Below are 16240 nucleotides of genomic sequence, written 5' to 3' on the forward strand. Positions count from 1 at the left end.
AACCTTGCGTTCATAAGTTTACATTCTCGAAACATAAACTGCAATGTAGCTTCCCGCAGACCAAGGATGGATCGGACTGGCTGCAACGCTGTGGAGGGCGGGCCAGCGCGCACCTTGGATCCCAAAGATGACAATACGGGAGGAAGTTATGTCATTTCTCAAGAAGGTCTGCACGCTGACTGCGGCCGTTTCCGCCGCCGCTATGCTGACCACCGGCGCTGTTTCCGCCAAGAACTTCAAAATCGCCGTAGGCGACGGCGCCGGCAGCTCGCAGGAAGGCACCGGCAAATTCTTCATTGAGGCGCTGGAAGAAAAGTCCGGCGGCAAGCACACCGGCACCATGTTCCTCAATGGCCAGCTGGGCTCTGAGCAGGACACTGTGAACGAGGCGGCCATTGGCACCCTGGACATGTCGCTGCTGGCGATCAACAACGTCACTCCGTTCTCGCCGACCGTTGGCGTGTTCACCCTGCCCTACGTGATCCTGTCGCTGGAAGATGCGGAAAAGCTGACCCAGGGCCCGATCGGCCAGGAGTTGACCGAAAACACCATCCGCGATGCCGGCGTGCGCATTCTGGCTTGGACCTACACCGGCTTCCGCCGCCTGACCAACTCCAAAAAACCGGTCACCACCGTGGCCGACTTGCAGGATCTGGTCATCCGCGTTCCGAAAAACGAGATCATGATCGAAACCTACAAGTCCTGGGGCATCAACCCGACCCCGATGGCCTGGTCTGAGACCTTTACCGGGCTGCAGACCAAGGTTGTTGACGGTCAGGACAACCCCTACACGACCATCAACGCGATGAAGTTCTACGAAGTGCAGGAATATGTGACCAACCTGCGTTACATCTTCTCGATTGAGCCGCTGATCGTGTCTGAGGCGGTGTTTCAGGACCTGTCCGAAGAGGATCAGCAGATCCTGATCGAGGCAGGCAAGGAAGCAACCGTGAAGTCGGCTCAGTTCCTGCGCGACATTGAGGCTCAGATCAAAGAAGAGCTGCTGGCCAAAGGCATGCAGATCGACGATCCGGCAAACGATGAAGCCGAATTCATCAAACTGGCAACCGAAGCCGTGTGGCCGCAGTTCTACGACTCCATCGGCGGTGTCGAGAAACTGAACACCGTGCTGACCACCATCGGCCGTGATCCGGTTCAGTAAGCCTCTGGCAAATCTATAAAAATAACAAAGCAGCGCCTTGTGCGCTGCTTTGCACAGGGGAGGAGTACAACATGTTCTGGAAATTCCTGGACAATATAGAAAGCTATATCTGCCGCCTATTGCTGTCCGGCTTTGTTATTCTGCTATTTGTTCAAATCGTCTCGCGCGAGGTGTTCGGGCATTCCTTTTCGTGGATCGAAGAGCTCTCGGTCTACATGTTCGTCTGGTTTGTCTACTTCGGCGCCAGCTATGCAGCACTGAAGGGCGCGCATAACCGTGTGACCTTCCAGTTCAAATTCCTGCCCGCCGGCTGGATCAAGTACGTTGAGGCGTTCGCCGATCTCTTCTGGCTGTTCTTCAACTGTTATTTCCTGTGGCTGGCCACCGATTTTGTCTTCAACAAGATGAACAAATTCTGGAAGTCGCAGACCTTGGGCATCGAGATGAAATACATCTACATGGTTCTGCCCATCGCCTTCACCCTGATGACGATCCGCATCCTGCAGGTGAACTACCGCAAACTGATCCGTGGCGAAGAGATCCACGATCCCGACCAGATCGACCTTGACGAAATCAAGGCCGCTACTGGCGCAGACGACCGCAAGTAATCACGGGAGGGATAGAAAATGGAATCTGAAATCGTCACGATCCTGTTTGGATCATTTCTGCTGCTTCTGCTCCTGGGCGCACCAATCACGGTGGCGCTGGGGGTCTCATCGCTCATCTCTTTCCTGTATCTGGACGAAAACCCGATCAAATTCGTGCAGATCGCCTTTACCTCCGTTGGCTCTTTCCCGCTGATGGCGCTGCCGGCCTTTATCCTGGCTGGTGCCCTGATGGAGGCCGCGGGGATATCCAAACGGTTGATCAACGTCGCTGAAAGCCTGGCCGGGCCCTTCACCGGGGGCATTTCCGCTGCCACAGTAATGGCTTGCCTGTTCTTTGGCGCCATTTCCGGCTCCGGCCCGGCAACCACTGCTGCTGTCGGCATGCTGATGATCCCGGCCATGATAAACCGCGGCTATGAGAAGGGTTATGCCTCTGCCGTCACCGCGTCCTCTGGCGGTCTCGGCATCATCATCCCGCCGTCGATCCCGATGGTGATCTTCGGCATTGCAGCCCTAGGTATGGCACCGCCGCCGGAAGCGGTGGAAAAATACGGCACTTTCCAGTCAGTCTCGATCTCGAAACTATTTATTGCAGGCTTTGTGCCGGCCTTCCTGATCGCCACCAGCTTGCTGATCCTGAACTACTTCATGTCGAAACAGCGCGGCTACAAGGGCATGTCCGACGGCTGGTCGATCCGCAATGTCGGTTGCGAAATGTACCGCGGATTCTGGTCGCTGATGGCACCGCTGGTGATCCTGGGCGGCATCTACACCGGCTTCTTCACTCCGACCGAGGCTGCCATCGTTGCAATCTTCTACACCCTTGTGGTGGGTGTTTTCATCTACCGCGAGCTGACATGGTCGTCGCTGTTCCAGTCGCTGGAAGCCACGACCTGGCTGACAGGCCGCGTTCTGCTGATCCTGTTCACCGCGACCGTGTTCGGCCGTCTTTTGGTGGAAAATCAGATCCCGGCGATCATCGCCGACAGCATGCTGAGCTTCACCCAGAACCTCTATGTGATCTGGGCGTTGATTATCTTCTTCCTGCTGTTCGTCGGCATGTTCATGGAGACCTTGGCAACAATCCTGATCCTGGTACCGGTGATGCTGCCTGTTGCCTATTCGGTGGGCATCGACCCGATCCACTTTGGCGTGGTGATGGTCTGTACCTTGGGTATCGGTTTCCAGACACCGCCTCTGGGTGAAAACCTGTTCATTGCCTCGGGTATCTCGAACATCTCGATCGAACAGATCTCGCTCCGGGCCCTGCCCTTTGCTGCAGTGAATACGATTGCGATCTTCATCATCGCTTTCTTCCCGGAAATCTCGCTATGGCTTCCGCGGCTGTTTGGCTATTGATCTGAAAGGGGACTGATATGAAACCGATGATCACAAACATCCTGTTTGCAACGGATCTGTCGCATAATTCCACCCATGCTTTGCGCCATGCAGCCAGCCTGGCGCAGGCCACTAAGGCGGAAATTCACGTGCTGCACGTGAATGAACCGATCTCGGAGGATGCCAAGATCACCTTCGAGATGTTCGTGCTGAACGATGAAACGCGCAAGTCCGCGGCCAAGCGGCGGCATGAAATGGTCAAAAAGGTTCTGGCCGAACGCCAGGCCCGTTTCTGGGCTGCCCTCGAAGGCGATGACGCCAGGATCCGCGATCAAGTAAGCTCAATTGAGGTGACCGACGGCCACCCGGCGGAGGTGATCCTGCGCCGCTCGGTCGAGCTGGGCTGTGATCTGATTGTGCTGGGGGCCCATGACCATGGGTTCTCGCACACTTTCCTGGGGACCGTCGCTAAGCGGGTTCTGCGCCGCTCACAGATCCCGACTCTGGTGGTGCCTTACAACAACGGCGACGACGAGGACTGATCCTCCCCGCAAGCAGCCAATCTCAGGCTGCTTGCGAAGACCGCCCTTGCCGACAGGTGTCAGCCCTGTGCAGGGGCGGTTCTAACGTCCGGGTGCAGGTTGCTATAGGAGACGCTCTGCAGGTCGCAGGGGAAAACACCTGGTGCGGCCACCGGGTAGACGGCACTTGCGACTGGTTCGAAATCGGCGCGGAAGTGGGCGGTGCTTTTGACACAAACTGTGCGGAAGGCCTGCGGCTCCAGCCCCAGATGGGTGAAATGCGCCAGGTCCAGGCACTGATTGCGGATGCTGGTAACGACCAGGGTGATATCTGCATCTGAGTTTGCCAGCCGCAAAGCTGCTGTCAGGCCCAGCGTTGCCACACCGCCGCCGTACATTTCACCAGTGTAGCGGCAGGTGCCGTCGCTGAGAGCCACCACTTCGAACTCCGCTTCAAACGGTGCATCACCCGCAACGCCCGACCGTCCGCCAAGCGCTGCCCGGAACACCCCTCCGCGCCCCAGTGCATGGGCCATGGCCGCGGCTTCGGGATCATGAAACAGGCCCGACAGCACGCCTTGCGCGCCAGCTGCCGCCAGTGCAGCCAGCATCCCGGTAGTATCCGAGGTGCCGCCCGCGCCTGGGTTGTCCTGTACATCGGCCAGCACTACGGGCTTGCCCGTCCTTGGCTCGCAGGCAATGACTGCGGCCTCCTGAGGCGATAGCATGGGGTGGGCCGAGTCTGCTTCCAGCGCGGTGAACAGTGCAGAAATACTGTCCGCGGCATCTTCCACGGCCTCAGCCGTGGCGCCATAGGCAACGCAGGATGGCCGTGTATCCGGGAAGTCCGCGGCGGTGAACCCCAGCGCGATATCGGCCAGAACGCCGTCCGCCTCCAGCGGCGGAAGTGCGGCATAGAGCTCCTCACCCGGCGTGGCGCCGGTGTACTGCGCGTGCAGTGGGATCAGGTAATCCATCTGCCGGAACGCCTTGTGCAGTGTCTCGCCCGTCAGCAGCCGTTGCAGCACAGGCAGGCAGCGCGCGCCGGTGCCGCCCATGTCCAGATGCGGGTAGGTGCGGAAAATTGCCAAGTATGACGCCAGCTCCACCGTGGCGGCCGAGACATTGGCGTGCAGGTCCAGGCTAACCACGATTGGAAGCTCCGGTCCCACAAGCGTCCGAATCCTGCGCAGAATCTCGCCTTCGCCATCGGGATGGCTCTCTGTCACCATTGCCCCGTGCAGGTCCAAGTAGATCCCGTCTAGCGCACCGGCTGCACGGACGCCGTCCAGGATCTTGGCGCAAATGGTTTCAAACGCATCATCGGTCACCTGTGCCGAGGGCTCCGCGGAGCACCACAGGATCGGCAGCAGTTCCATCCCAGCATCCTCTGCCGCCTTGGCAAAGCCCGCGATGGGCAGGTTCATGCCGCGGGTCTCGGCGATCACCTCGTTCCCGTGCAGCATTGCGGGCCAGGAATCTGCCATCTCGAATTCCGCCAGCCCGGCCTTGGTGGTGCCGAAGCAATTGGTTTCATGCTGAAAACCGGCAACGGCGATCCGCGGTTTGGACTGCATGGTGCTCACTGCTCCTGTGCCCAGACAACCCGCCCGCGGCGGATGGTTTGGGTGACCTTGGTGGTCTCGATGTTGTCAGGGTCCTCCAGCGGGTTGCTGTTTAGCACCGCTAGATCCGCCAGCTTGCCCGGCTCGATGGAGCCGCGGGTGTCCTCCTGGAACACCTGCCAGGCGGCGTCGATGGTCTGCGCCCGCAAGGCCGACAGCGCACTGATCCGCTGCGCCTCGCCCAGACGGCGGCCGCCGGCGGTGATCCGGTTCACTGCGCAATGAGCCAGATGGATGGGCCGCGTTGGCGTTACCGAGGCGTCGTTGTGGATGGTGAAGCGCACGCCATACTGCTCGGCCGAGGCACAGGGTGAGATCCGCTCGGCCCGTTCCGGCCCCAGGAAGGTATCGTAGTGGCGGTCGCCCCAGAAATGCACATGCGCCGGGAAGAAGCTGACGGTGATGCCGAGCCTCGCCATCTGCTGCAGCTGGTCGTCGCGCAAGGCCTGCCCGTGGATGATGGTGTGCCGGTGATCGGCGCGCGGGTTGGCTTCCAGTGCGGCGGCCACCGCATCGATAAACATCTGCGCCCCGGCGTCGCCGTTGCAATGGCAGTGTATCTGATAACCCAAGTCGTGCAGTTTCTTGACCTGAAGCCGGTGTTCCTCCGCGCATTCATAAGACATGCCGCAAGGATGCTCCGGGTCCACTGGCTTGTGGTAAGGTGCGCTGAGGAAGGCTGTTTGCAACTGGAACGCCCCGTCGGTGAACAGTTTGCGCGGACCCAGGGTAAAATGCGGGTTGCCGGGCCAATCGAGTGGATCAGGGCCGTCCGTCAGCGCCGGTTCCAGCTCGCCGATGGGCAGCAGCATCAGGTCATAGCCCGGGTCCTGATCCGCAGGCAGCGAGGCGAAGTGCTCCAGCATCTCGCGGGTGGCCCAGGCGTTTTGCGCGTAGGTGACGCCATGCGCCAGGTATTCGTCCCGGCAGCTGTTGAACCCGGCCCAGAACCGTTCGCGGTCGATCAGGAAATCGGTATCCCCCATCTCGCGCATCGCCGAAAGCCCCTCGATCAGCCCGGTGAGCGCGCCGGTCTCCGGATCGCGCCCGAATCGGCCGCCCAGAGGGTCGGGCGTGTCCCGGTTCACCCCGTGCTTCTCCAGCGCCATTGAGTTCGCAGACCCATTGTGGCCCGAGGCGTGGATCACCCAGACCGGATGTTCGGTCGAGACACTGTCCAGCTCGCTGCGCGTCGGCATCCGGCCCTCGGCAATGGCGGTGTTGTCGAACAGAACCCCCATCACCCATTCACCGGCAGGGGTTTCCGCGGCCTTGGCCCGCAGCCGTTCCAGTGCTGCGGGAATGTCCGGGCAGTCGCCGCGCGGCGGTGAGGCCAGGTCGACCCGGAACAGCCGGATAAAGCCCGGGTCTGGAAAATGCCCGTGCGGATCAATGAAAGCGGGGATCAGGGTCTGGCCTTGCAGGTCCGCTTCCTGTGTGCCCGCGGGCATCTGCGCGCGCAGCTCTGCTTCACTGCCGGCGGCGCGAATGGTTTGGCCTTCGGTCAGCACTGCCTCAGGCGTCGAATTGGCCGCATCCATCGTCAGGATCGGGCCGTTGAAATACAGCACGGATGTCATGGCTTGGCTTTCCGGTGTTCAGTCTTGGGATTTCAGAACCTGCCCGCGCTGCGCCAGCAGAGGGCGGGAGGGGTAGTCGATCAGGGTCAGCCGGCCGTCCACGATCAGTGTCTGGCCGGTAACAAAGGACGCGTCTTCGGAGGCCAGAAAGACCACCGCGCCCGCGATTTCAGACGGCGTGCCAATGCGGTCCAGCAGCGAGGGCGGCAAGTCCCAGTTGCCATCCGCATTACCCGAGGCGGAGGCGTTGATATCATTGGCAATCCAGCCCGGACTGACGGCATTGACCCGCACCGGTGCGGCCTCGGCGGCAAAGGCGCGGGTCAGGGCCTCAACCCCGGCCTTGGCAACGCCATAAAGTCCCCAATTGCCATGCCACGTGGCGGTCGAAGAGATGTTGACCACCGATCCGCCGGAGGCTTTGAGAAGGGGCAGGCAATGTGCGGTCAACAGGTAAGTGCTGTCCTGATTGGCACCTCGGATGCGGTCCCAGCGGGTGCCGGGGCTTTCCCCGGGGGCGTGTTCAATACGGCGGCTGCCGAGGCCCGCATTGTTGACCAGCACGTCGAGCCGCTCCAGCCCGGCGGCCATTTCGCGCACGTTCTCCTCGCGCGACAGGTCCGCGGACAGGAACCGGGCGTTTGCACCTTGCGCCGCAAGCTTCTCCGCCGCGGTATCGCCCTTTGCCTGGTTTCGCCCGGCCAGGATCAGATCGGCGCCTTCTCGGGCAAAGCGCTCGGCGATGCCAAAGCCGATACCGGTGTGGCCGCCCGTGATCAGGACGGTTTTGCCTGCAAATCGGGTCATGCAGCCCGGCCCTGGTGCAGCGGCGCCAGGCAGCGGAGACCATGGCCGTTATCCACTTCCCATTGCGGAGTCTGGGTGCAGATCTCCTGGGCAAAGGGGCAGCGCTCGCGGAACTCGCAGCCGGAGGGGCGTTTGAGCAGGCTGGGCGGCTCGCCTTTCAGGGCGATACGCTCAAGGCGCGCATCCGGATCGGGTTCCGGGTTGGCTGACAGCAGGCAGCGGGTGTAGGGGTGTCGGGGGTCGTGAAAGACCGCCTCGGTGCTGCCTTCCTCGACCAGCCGGCCCAGGTACATGATGCCCATCCGGTCGGCCACATGGCGCACGACGTTGAGGTTGTGGGTGATGATCACCATCGCCAGCCCCAGCCGCTCGCGCAGGTCGTTGAGCAGGTTCAGCAGTTCCCCCTGCACCGACACGTCGAGGCCCGCAGTGGGTTCATCCGCCAGGATCAGCTTGGGCTCCAGCGCCAGGGCACGGGCCACACCCACCCGCCGCGCCTGGCCGCCGGACAGCTGATACGGGTAGCGGTCGGCGAAATGCGCGGGCAGGTTCACCATCTCCAAGAGGCGTTTGGCCTCGGCATCCAGATCACGGTCCTTCATGCCCTGGATACGGTAGGGTTCGGTGATCAGGCTGCGGATCGTCAGGCGCGGCGACAGGCTGCCGACCGGGTCCTGGAACATCATCGCAATGTCCTTGCGAAGCGGCCGCAGGGTGCGCTCAGAGGCGCCGCGGATCTCCTGCCCGTCGAACTTGACCGAGCCCTCCTGCGCCGGCGCCAGCCCGGCAATGGCACGGATCACCGTGGTCTTGCCAGAGCCGCTTTCGCCGACCAAAGCATAAGTTTCGCCCGGCTCCACGGCAAAGCTGACACCGGCCAGCACATTGACCGGCCCATAGCTGGTCTTGAGGTTCTTCACATCCAGCAAGGTCATCCGGCGGCCTCCTCATGATTCAGCCAGCAGGCGGCGTGGTGGCCCTCTTTCAACTTCGCAAGCGGTGGCACCTGCGATGCGCAGCGCGGCATGGCCAAATCGCAGCGGTCGCGGAAGATGCAGCCGCCGGGCAGGTTGGCCAGGTCTGGTACTTCGCCGGGGATGGTCGGCAGCACCCGGGCGCGTTCCTTGATGTGGCCCGGGTCGCAGTCGATCAGGCGGCGGGTGTAGGGGTGCTTGGGATCATGGAAGATCTCGCGCACCTCGCCGCTTTCGACCACCGCGCCGGCATACATCACCACCACCCGGTCGCAGAGCTCGGCAATCACGCCAAGATGGTGCGAGATGAACAGGATGGCGCAATTGAACTGCTGCTGCAGTTCCTGCAGGCGTTCGATGATCTGCACCTCCAGCGTCGCATCCAGCGCCGTGGTCGGCTCATCCGCGATCAGCAGATCCGGTTCCGACATCAGCGCCATGGCAATGGCAATACGCTGGCGCATGCCACCGGAGAACTCATGCGGGAACTGATCCAGCCGGGCCTCCGGATCGGGAATACCGACGGCGCCCAGCATTTGCGCGGCGCGTGCGCGCTTCTCGGGTTTGGACGTCTTGGAGCGGTGCTGAATATCCAGCATCTGCTGGCCGATGGACAGCACCGGGTTGTGCGTCTGCATCGGGTCCTGGAACACGATGGAGATATCGGCGCCGCGCAGATCCCGCATCTTGCGTTCCGGCAGTTTCAGCAGATCGTCGCCCTTGAACCGCACCTCGCCCTGGCGGAACCGCGTGTTCGGCGCGGTCAGCCGCAGAATGGACGAGATCAGGGTGGATTTACCGCATCCCGACTCGCCGACGATGCCGACAATCTCGCCTTTGCGCACATCAAAGCTGATATCGCGCAAGGCCTTCAGGTCGCCGCGGGCGGTCTCATAGTCGACGCTGAGGCGGTCGATTTCCAGAAGTGTATCGGTCATCGCTGTTTCCTCAGTTTTGGGTCAACCACGTCACGCAAGGACTCGCCCAGGAAGGTGAAGCCAAGTGTCGCCAGGATGATCGGCAAGCCGCCGCCCACCACCAGCCACGGGGTCTGGCGGATCAGCGAATAGCCGTCTTTCAAGAGCGCGCCCCAGCTGGGCGTCGGCGGTTTCACACCAAGGCCAAGGAAGGACAGCCCCGCCTCCAGCGCGATCACGGTGGGGATGTCCATTGCCGCCAGCACCGCCAGCACGCCAACGATGTTGGGCAGCATATGCACGCCCAGGATGCGGGTCATGCTGGCGCCCATAGAGCGTTCGGCCAGGATGAATTCGGAGTTGCGCAGGGTCAGCGTCTGGGTCCGCGCCACCCGGCCATAGGTCGGGATTGAGGTCGCCATGACCACAAACACCACCGTTTGCAGGCTCGGCCCCACCAGCGCCACCACAGCCAGTGCAAACATCACCGTCGGGAAGGAGCGGATGGTGTCAAAGAACAACATCAAAAGGTTGTCGAGCCACTTTGGCCCGTAGCCTGCAATCATGCCCAGCGTCAGACCGATAGCCATGGCGCCAAAGACGGCCGGCAGTGCGACTTTCAACGCGACCTGACCACCCATGACAACGCGGGAAAACGTATCGCGGCCCAGCTGGTCGGTGCCCAGCAGATGCGCGGCGGACGGGCCTTGCAGCCGGTCCTTGATGTTCATCGCCACGGGATCGTAGGGCACGATCCAGTAGGCAAAGATGGCGCAGAACACGATGGTGCCGACGATGATCAGCCCCATCAGCCCCAGCGGGTCGCGGGCGACGCCAGTGAGGATCTGGCCCAGTTCGGAACGGGATTTAGCCATATCTCACGCCCTCCTTAATTCGCCGTGCGGGCGCGGGGGTCGAGCCAGGCGTTGATCAGGTCGGCCAATGCGGTGGAAACCACAAAAAGGCCGGTTGAGATCAGCACCGACCCCATCACGATCGGGTAATTGCGGGTGGTGATGCTGTCGATCACCAGCTTGCCCAGGCCGGGGCGGGCAAAGACGATCTCGGCAAAGACGGCGGAGGACAGCAGGAACCCCATGCCGACGCCGATCACCGTCACCACCGGCAGGATGGCAATGCGCAAGGCATAGACCATCACTACCCGGCGCTCGTTGATGCCAAAGGCGCGGGCAGTGCGGATGTGGCTTTCGCCCATCACTTCCAGCATCGAGGCGCGGACCAGGCGGGCGATATAGCCGACCCAGCTGAGGCCGATGGCAAAGGCCGGCAGCACCAAGTGGTTGAGGCGCCCCCAAAAACCCTCGCCGGCGCCAATGGCCGGGAACCACTGCAGATGCACCGCAAAGATCAGCAGCGAAAGCAGCGCAACCACAAAGGCTGGCGCAGCGACAAAACTAACTGAAATAGCCGCAGTAATCCTGTCGATCAACGTGTTGGGATGCGCAGCGGCATAGGCGCCAAGAGCGATGCCCAGCGTAGCGGACCAGGTGATCGACCCTAGGATCAGCCACAGGGTATGCGGCAGCTGCTGAAACACGATCTCGGTCACCGAACGGCCCGAGAACACGTCGATCCCCAGGTCTCCCTGCATCAGGTTGCCATAGAAGATGAGAAGCTGTTTCCAGACCGGCTGGTCCAGTGCCAGCTCAGCCGTCAGCCGCGCCTGCAGCTCGGGCGTGGCGCGCGGGCCCAGCATGATCTGGACCGGATCGCCGGGCACGGCGCGGATCATCAGGAACATGGCGGTGACCGCCACGATCAGGATCAGCAATGCCAGCCCGAACCGCCGGGTTGCATAAAGTAACATGGCCGCATGGCTCCCTTATTTTCGCTCTGCGGTAGGAAAACGGCACGGCTGCACCGCAAATTGCAGCCGCGCCAGATCAGACCCAGGGGGAGGACCGGATCTGAAAAAGTATCAGGCTTTGCCGAAGTAGCGCAGCAACGCCAGCCCGTCGGGGCGCAATGCCGGCACGACGCCTGCCGAATGGATCACCGGAGTTGCCTCATGAGTCAGGAAGCGGTAGGCGCCGCTCTCTTCCATCAGGTCCTGCGCACGCTGGTACATCTCGTCCCGTTTGGCCTGATCGGTCAGCTGATAGGCAGAGTTGTGGATCTGATCAAACTCTTCATTGCTGAACTGCTCCCAGTTCCAATGGCCGACCTGTTCGGTGGTGAACCAGGAAGTCGCATAGTACGGATCCGGTGTCATCGAATAGCGGTTCAACACCAGCTGCAGGTCCTCGTTGTCGGCGCTGGCCCAGAAGGCCCCGGATTCCAGCACGTTGACCTCTACCGTGATGCCGATTTGCGCCAGAGTTGCCTGGATCACCTGCGCGGCAGTGGTGAAGGTGGTCTTGTTCAGCGTGTCGAGTTTCAGTGTCACGTTGGTTTCGCCGGATTCCGCCAGCAGTGCAGCGGCCTTCTCAAAGTCCGCCTGCGGCGGAACCAGCGACTGCGCCCGGTTGCCAGGCAGGCCAGGTGCAATGATGCCGGTGGAAGGCTCGACCGCGCCGAAATACGCCGCTTCGAGAACCGAGGGCACGTCGATTGCGTGCTGAATTGCCTGACGCAGCTTCTTGTTCTGCAGCTTGGGGTGATCCAGGTTCATGCCCAGCCAGGCATAATACAGCGACGGGTATTCCAGCAGCGTGCCGCCATTCGGCACCCCCGCGCGATAGCGTTCAACCGACCCCAGCGACACCCGGGTAAAGTCCAGCTCTCCGGCTTCAAACGCGATCTCTGCAGTGTTCTCGTCATCAATCGGCAGGATCTCGATAGTGTCCCAAGCCGGCGCCTTGCCCTTCCAATCCGGGTTACGCTTCAGCACGGTCTTTTCCTTCGGCGACCAGCTGTCGCGCAAGTAGGGGCCGGATTCCGCCAGCGGATCAGTGGTTGCCTTGCCGCCCGCCGCTTCCCAGGCCTTTTTCGACACGATGTTGCCAGTGATATAGGGCAGCGCGATGGACCACAGCGGCGCAAAGGGTTCGTTCAGCACGATGGTGCCTTCGCGCTCGCCAGTCACTTCCACGTGGCTCAGCGGACCCATGTCGGGCTTGTTCGGGCTTTCCGTTTCATCCGCCACAATGCGCTCAAAGCTGAACTTCACGTCTTCGGCGGTCATCGCGCCAAAGCCATTGGTGAACCCGATGTCATCACGCAGCGCAAATTTGATGTGGGTCTCATCGCCCTGCTCGATCATCGCAGCAGCATCCATTTGCCAGTCCCATTCGCGGCCCGGCTTGTACTGGATCAGCTTGTTGTAGATCGAGGCGTGGATTTCCTCGTCGATCACGCCTTTGGAATAAGCCGGATCAATGCTCTGCAGGTCGCCGTAGGAACGCACCCGCAAGGTGCCTCCGTCTGCCGCCATAGCGCGGCTGCCCAGCCCCATGGGCAGCACAGCAGCGGCGCCCAGTGCGGTTGCGCCTTTCAGAAACTTGCGGCGTCCCACCGGCGCCTTGGTCCATTCGATCTTCATGGTGTCCTCCCTTAAGATCAGTTCACAGAAGCCCGCGCGGAAGGGTCTCGGCCCATTCCTTTGCCAGAACTTCCGTTTCATCCGCGCCTTCCGTGGCGCGCAATTTCCGGGTCAGGTAGAAATTCTGCCCGTCGCAATGCATGGTGCTTTCGGTGCTGATGGCCACCTGCCAGCCGTCGCGCTGGAAGGTGAAATGCCACTTCGTCCAGAACCGGGCCGAGGCCGGGTCATCGGGGTGAATGGCATAGCGCATTGCCACGTGGCTGCCGGAGGCTAGCCCGTGGTAAGGATCGCGCGCCTCACCGAAATCGTCAAAGGTTTCCAGAACCACGGTGCCGTCCTCCAGCACCTTGCGTCCGGATGATCCCGAGGCAGCACGCAGCTCCTCGGCCTGCAGGTTTGGGAAATCCTGCGCCGGGCCGGGATTTGCCGGATCAGCTTCTACAGCCGCCTCCCGGACCGGCAAATGCAGGAAACAGCCCTCCAAGTGAAGGGTTACCTTCGCGGCCTCCGGTGCGGGCCAGATCATCGGCCAGTAGGCGGCAGACAGCGCCAGCCGCAGCTGATGCCCTGCGCGCAGATGATGGGCACATTCATTGAGCGCTATCTCTGCTTCATAAACCTGCTCTGGAACCAGCGCCTCCGGTGTCTCGTGGCCGCTGTGATGGGTCAGATTCAAGGGCCGGAAGGTGACCCGCTGCGAAACGCCTCCGGGCGCTACATCGCAGAGCCGCGCGGTAACCTGGGCCACCGGCTTGTCCACGGAAAACCGCAGACGAAGCCTGGCGCGGCCCAGCAGTTCCAGCGGCGCTTCCAGCGCCTCGCTGTCGAAACAGACCGACAGCGCATCATCTTCTGCCTGATCGCCCGCAAGTTCGTTGTCGATCCGCATGCCGGGGCAGAAATAGCCGCCGGCCTGGCCGAGGTTTGCGGGCGAAGCAATCGTCAGTGCCCCCTGCACTGCGGTATCCGAGAACCCACCAGGAACCAGGTGCCAAACAGCTTCGGACACATTGGACGAGGGCCATTCTGCCTCAGCCACCCAGTGTCCCCGGCGCGGGGAATTCTGCGCCACGGGGTTGAAATGCTCCTGCATATAGGCCCGGTAGGCCGGCAGATCCTCCGCGCCATTCTGCTCTTGCTTCAGCCAGCGGTCAAACCAGCCCAGCACCTCGGAATGGAAATCCGATGCCTCCAGCTTGGAGATATGGGGGTAGCGATGCTCCCACGGGCCGATCAGAGCCTTGGAAGGTGCTTGCAAGTTGGCCGCCAGCGCCGGAGGCGTGTTCACGTAAGGATCAGCCCAGCCGGTCAAGGCCAGAACCGGCACCTGGATCGCCGGCCAGTCCTCGCAGACCGAACCGTGCTTCCAGTAGCCGTCCCGCAGCGGATGGCGCATCCAGTCCACGGCGCAGAACGGGGCATTCTCCATCCGGGCAATCCAGTCCTCGCGCCAATCGGCACGCAGTTCCGGGTCGGCGGGGCGGGTCAAATAGGCAAACATCTGCGCGCCCCAGTTGGCGTTGTCGCCAACCAGGCAGCCGCCCATGTAGTGGATGTCATCCTCGTAACGGTCCACAGCAGAGGCTACTGTGACCACCGCTTTCAGCGCCTCCGGCCGGCGGAAGGCTAGCTGCAGCCCGTTGAACCCGCCCCAGCTGATACCGATCATCCCCACCCGGCCGGTGCACCAGGGCTGTGCGGCAATCCATTCCAAAACCGCTTCGCCATCGCTCAGCTCCTGCTCGGAATATTCGTCGTCAAAGACGCCCTCGCTGTCGCCGGTGCCAGCGATATCCACCCGAACGCAGGCATAGCCTTCGGCGGCAAACACCGGGTGCGTGGTCTCATCCCGCGCTGCGGTGCCGTCGCGTTTCCGGTAGGGCAGGTATTCGAGTATGGCCGGAAACGGCCCGCTCTCTTCCGGCATCCACATCCGCACCGCCAACCGCCGCCCGTCCGGCAGGGGAAGCCATTGGTTTTCGATGCAGGTGACGGACATTGGGGTCTCCAGGCGGGGTGATGCCCTCCAGAGACCCCGGATTTGCCATTGACGGAATTGTGCAAACATGCGCGAAGTGACGCGACCCGCAACACACTAGCGTCAGTTCGCGAAGGAAATCAGCCCTTGTCCGGGAATTTTTCAGAAAATCTGCGCTCGCTTTGCGCCGAGCACGGCAGTATCGCCCAGATCTGCCGCGAGATCGGCATCAACCGCCAGCAGTTTAACCGCTACCTCAATGGCAGCAGCATGCCCGCGGCCCACAACTTGCGCCGCATCGCCCGCTATTTTGCCATTCCTGAGTCGCAGCTGTTCACAGAAAACACCGATTTCGAAACCAAGCTGGCAGATGCCGCCGGCGCGGTGCAGCACGGAGCGGGCGAGAAATTCATGGCGCCGTTCCGCGGCCAGCAGCGCAACCTGAAACGCTACCTTGGCTTCTACCATGCCTACTTCCGCACGCCCTCCTGGGGCGAAGGCATCTTCTGCTCGCTCACCCGCTTTTCCGAGGAAGACGGCTATATCGTCTCCCGCAACATGGAAATCGCCCAAGACCCGGAGCAGAGCATCCGGCAGATCTCGCGCTATCACGGCATGGTCACCCTGCGCGGCAACCGGCTGTTCATCACCGAGCACGAACGCGCCCGCGAGGGCAGCGTGGCGCAGACCATCCTGTTTTCCGCCCACCGGCAGCAGCTGAAATACCTGCGCGGCATGACCATGGGGGTGGCTTGGCGGCCTTTTCCGCGCCCCTATGCGGCACGTGCGATCTGGAAACGGCTGGATGAACGGGTCACCGCCCGCGAAGCCATCGCCGCCTGCGGTGTCTACCCTGTGCGCAGCCCGCGGATCGACCCGGCCATCCGCAAGTACCTTGAGACACCGGACAAAGAGGATCTGCCAGACACGCCTGGCAGCGTTCTGTTTTGACCCCCTAGCCTGAAAAAGGCGGCCCCGGGGGCCGCCTTTTGTTTTGCTGAGTTTAAGGCCTAGTTATCCCCTTCCCCCGACAGGTTACCGGGGTTGAAGACGCCGCCGAAGCCTGAGCCGCTGCCGGAGCCGGAGCCGGAGCCGGTGGAGGGTGCGGGTGCGGCCGGGGCTTCGCCCTGCTCTTGCTGCTGCTGGCGGCGCAGCTCGCGCTGGCGGCGCAGCTCCTGGATGCGCTCCTCGGTCTCCAGGCGCTTTTGCTCCTGCACGTCGGCGA

At 62.1% G+C, this 16240-nt stretch carries 14 protein-coding genes and 1 pseudogene; 5 read left to right on the forward strand and 10 right to left on the reverse strand.

Annotated features, from left to right (window positions below; genetic code table 11):
* The first annotated feature begins 148 nt into the window (after positions 1 to 148).
* From ACXAHG_RS16930 to ACXAHG_RS16945, 4 genes are all read left to right on the forward strand, one after another.
* On the forward strand, positions 149 to 1162 hold the full coding sequence (locus tag ACXAHG_RS16930) for a TRAP transporter substrate-binding protein (RefSeq protein WP_019294599.1): 1014 nt from the start codon (positions 149 to 151) through the stop codon (positions 1160 to 1162).
* A 71-nt stretch (positions 1163 to 1233) separates the two neighbouring features.
* A complete protein-coding gene (locus tag ACXAHG_RS16935) occupies positions 1234 to 1770 on the forward strand; it encodes a TRAP transporter small permease (RefSeq protein ID WP_475039255.1) in 537 nt (178 codons plus the stop codon).
* Positions 1771 to 1788: 18 nt separating this feature from the next.
* Positions 1789 to 3129, forward strand: a complete 1341-nt coding sequence (locus ACXAHG_RS16940) for a TRAP transporter large permease (protein WP_475039257.1) — start codon at positions 1789 to 1791, stop codon at positions 3127 to 3129.
* A gap of 17 nt (positions 3130 to 3146) precedes the next feature.
* Entirely contained in the window at positions 3147 to 3650 is a 504-nt protein-coding gene (locus ACXAHG_RS16945) for a universal stress protein (protein WP_475039259.1), read from the forward strand.
* A gap of 59 nt (positions 3651 to 3709) precedes the next feature.
* On the opposite strand, the gene ACXAHG_RS16950 is transcribed toward ACXAHG_RS16945, so the two are convergent.
* From ACXAHG_RS16950 to ACXAHG_RS16990, 9 genes are all read right to left on the reverse strand, one after another.
* The gene (locus tag ACXAHG_RS16950) at positions 3710 to 5206 is read right to left on the reverse strand and encodes a M81 family metallopeptidase (protein WP_475059162.1); all 1497 of its coding nucleotides are present in this window, start codon (positions 5204 to 5206) and stop codon (positions 3710 to 3712) included.
* A 5-nt stretch (positions 5207 to 5211) separates the two neighbouring features.
* Positions 5212 to 6834: an amidohydrolase gene (locus ACXAHG_RS16955; protein WP_475059165.1), complete on the reverse strand. Its 1623-nt coding sequence runs from the start codon at positions 6832 to 6834 to the stop codon at positions 5212 to 5214.
* Positions 6835 to 6852: 18 nt separating this feature from the next.
* Complete coding sequence (locus ACXAHG_RS16960; protein ID WP_475059168.1) at positions 6853 to 7641, reverse strand: SDR family NAD(P)-dependent oxidoreductase; 789 nt, start codon at positions 7639 to 7641, stop codon at positions 6853 to 6855.
* Complete coding sequence (locus ACXAHG_RS16965) at positions 7638 to 8576, reverse strand: oligopeptide/dipeptide ABC transporter ATP-binding protein (RefSeq protein ID WP_475039267.1); 939 nt, start codon at positions 8574 to 8576, stop codon at positions 7638 to 7640. Before ACXAHG_RS16965 ends, ACXAHG_RS16960 begins: the two co-directional genes overlap by 4 nt.
* Positions 8573 to 9553 carry an ABC transporter ATP-binding protein gene (locus ACXAHG_RS16970; protein WP_475059171.1) on the reverse strand — a complete coding sequence of 327 codons (981 nt, stop codon included), beginning with the start codon at positions 9551 to 9553 and terminating at the stop codon, positions 8573 to 8575. The genes ACXAHG_RS16965 and ACXAHG_RS16970 overlap by 4 nt, the downstream gene beginning before the upstream one ends.
* Complete coding sequence (locus ACXAHG_RS16975; RefSeq protein ID WP_475039269.1) at positions 9550 to 10407, reverse strand: ABC transporter permease; 858 nt, start codon at positions 10405 to 10407, stop codon at positions 9550 to 9552. The genes ACXAHG_RS16970 and ACXAHG_RS16975 overlap by 4 nt, the downstream gene beginning before the upstream one ends.
* Positions 10408 to 10421: 14 nt before the next feature.
* Positions 10422 to 11360 carry an ABC transporter permease gene (locus tag ACXAHG_RS16980; RefSeq protein WP_475059173.1) on the reverse strand — a complete coding sequence of 313 codons (939 nt, stop codon included), beginning with the start codon at positions 11358 to 11360 and terminating at the stop codon, positions 10422 to 10424.
* 111 nt (positions 11361 to 11471) lie between these two features.
* The gene (locus ACXAHG_RS16985) at positions 11472 to 13034 is read right to left on the reverse strand and encodes an ABC transporter substrate-binding protein (protein WP_475059176.1); all 1563 of its coding nucleotides are present in this window, start codon (positions 13032 to 13034) and stop codon (positions 11472 to 11474) included.
* Between the two features lie 22 nt (positions 13035 to 13056).
* Positions 13057 to 15036 (reverse strand): CocE/NonD family hydrolase, encoded by a 1980-nt coding sequence (locus ACXAHG_RS16990; RefSeq protein ID WP_475059179.1) that lies wholly within the window; start codon positions 15034 to 15036, stop codon positions 13057 to 13059.
* A 126-nt stretch (positions 15037 to 15162) separates the two neighbouring features.
* Here ACXAHG_RS16990 and ACXAHG_RS16995 point away from each other — a divergent pair, with 126 nt between their 5' ends.
* The gene (locus ACXAHG_RS16995; protein WP_475059182.1) at positions 15163 to 15966 is read left to right on the forward strand and encodes a helix-turn-helix transcriptional regulator; all 804 of its coding nucleotides are present in this window, start codon (positions 15163 to 15165) and stop codon (positions 15964 to 15966) included.
* Positions 15967 to 16025: 59 nt separating this feature from the next.
* Here ACXAHG_RS16995 and ACXAHG_RS17000 read toward each other — a convergent pair.
* Positions 16026 to 16240, reverse strand: a pseudogene (locus ACXAHG_RS17000) (ABC transporter permease); the annotation flags it as partial.

It is taken from the genome of Leisingera sp. ABD4_442, from assembly GCF_056160905.1.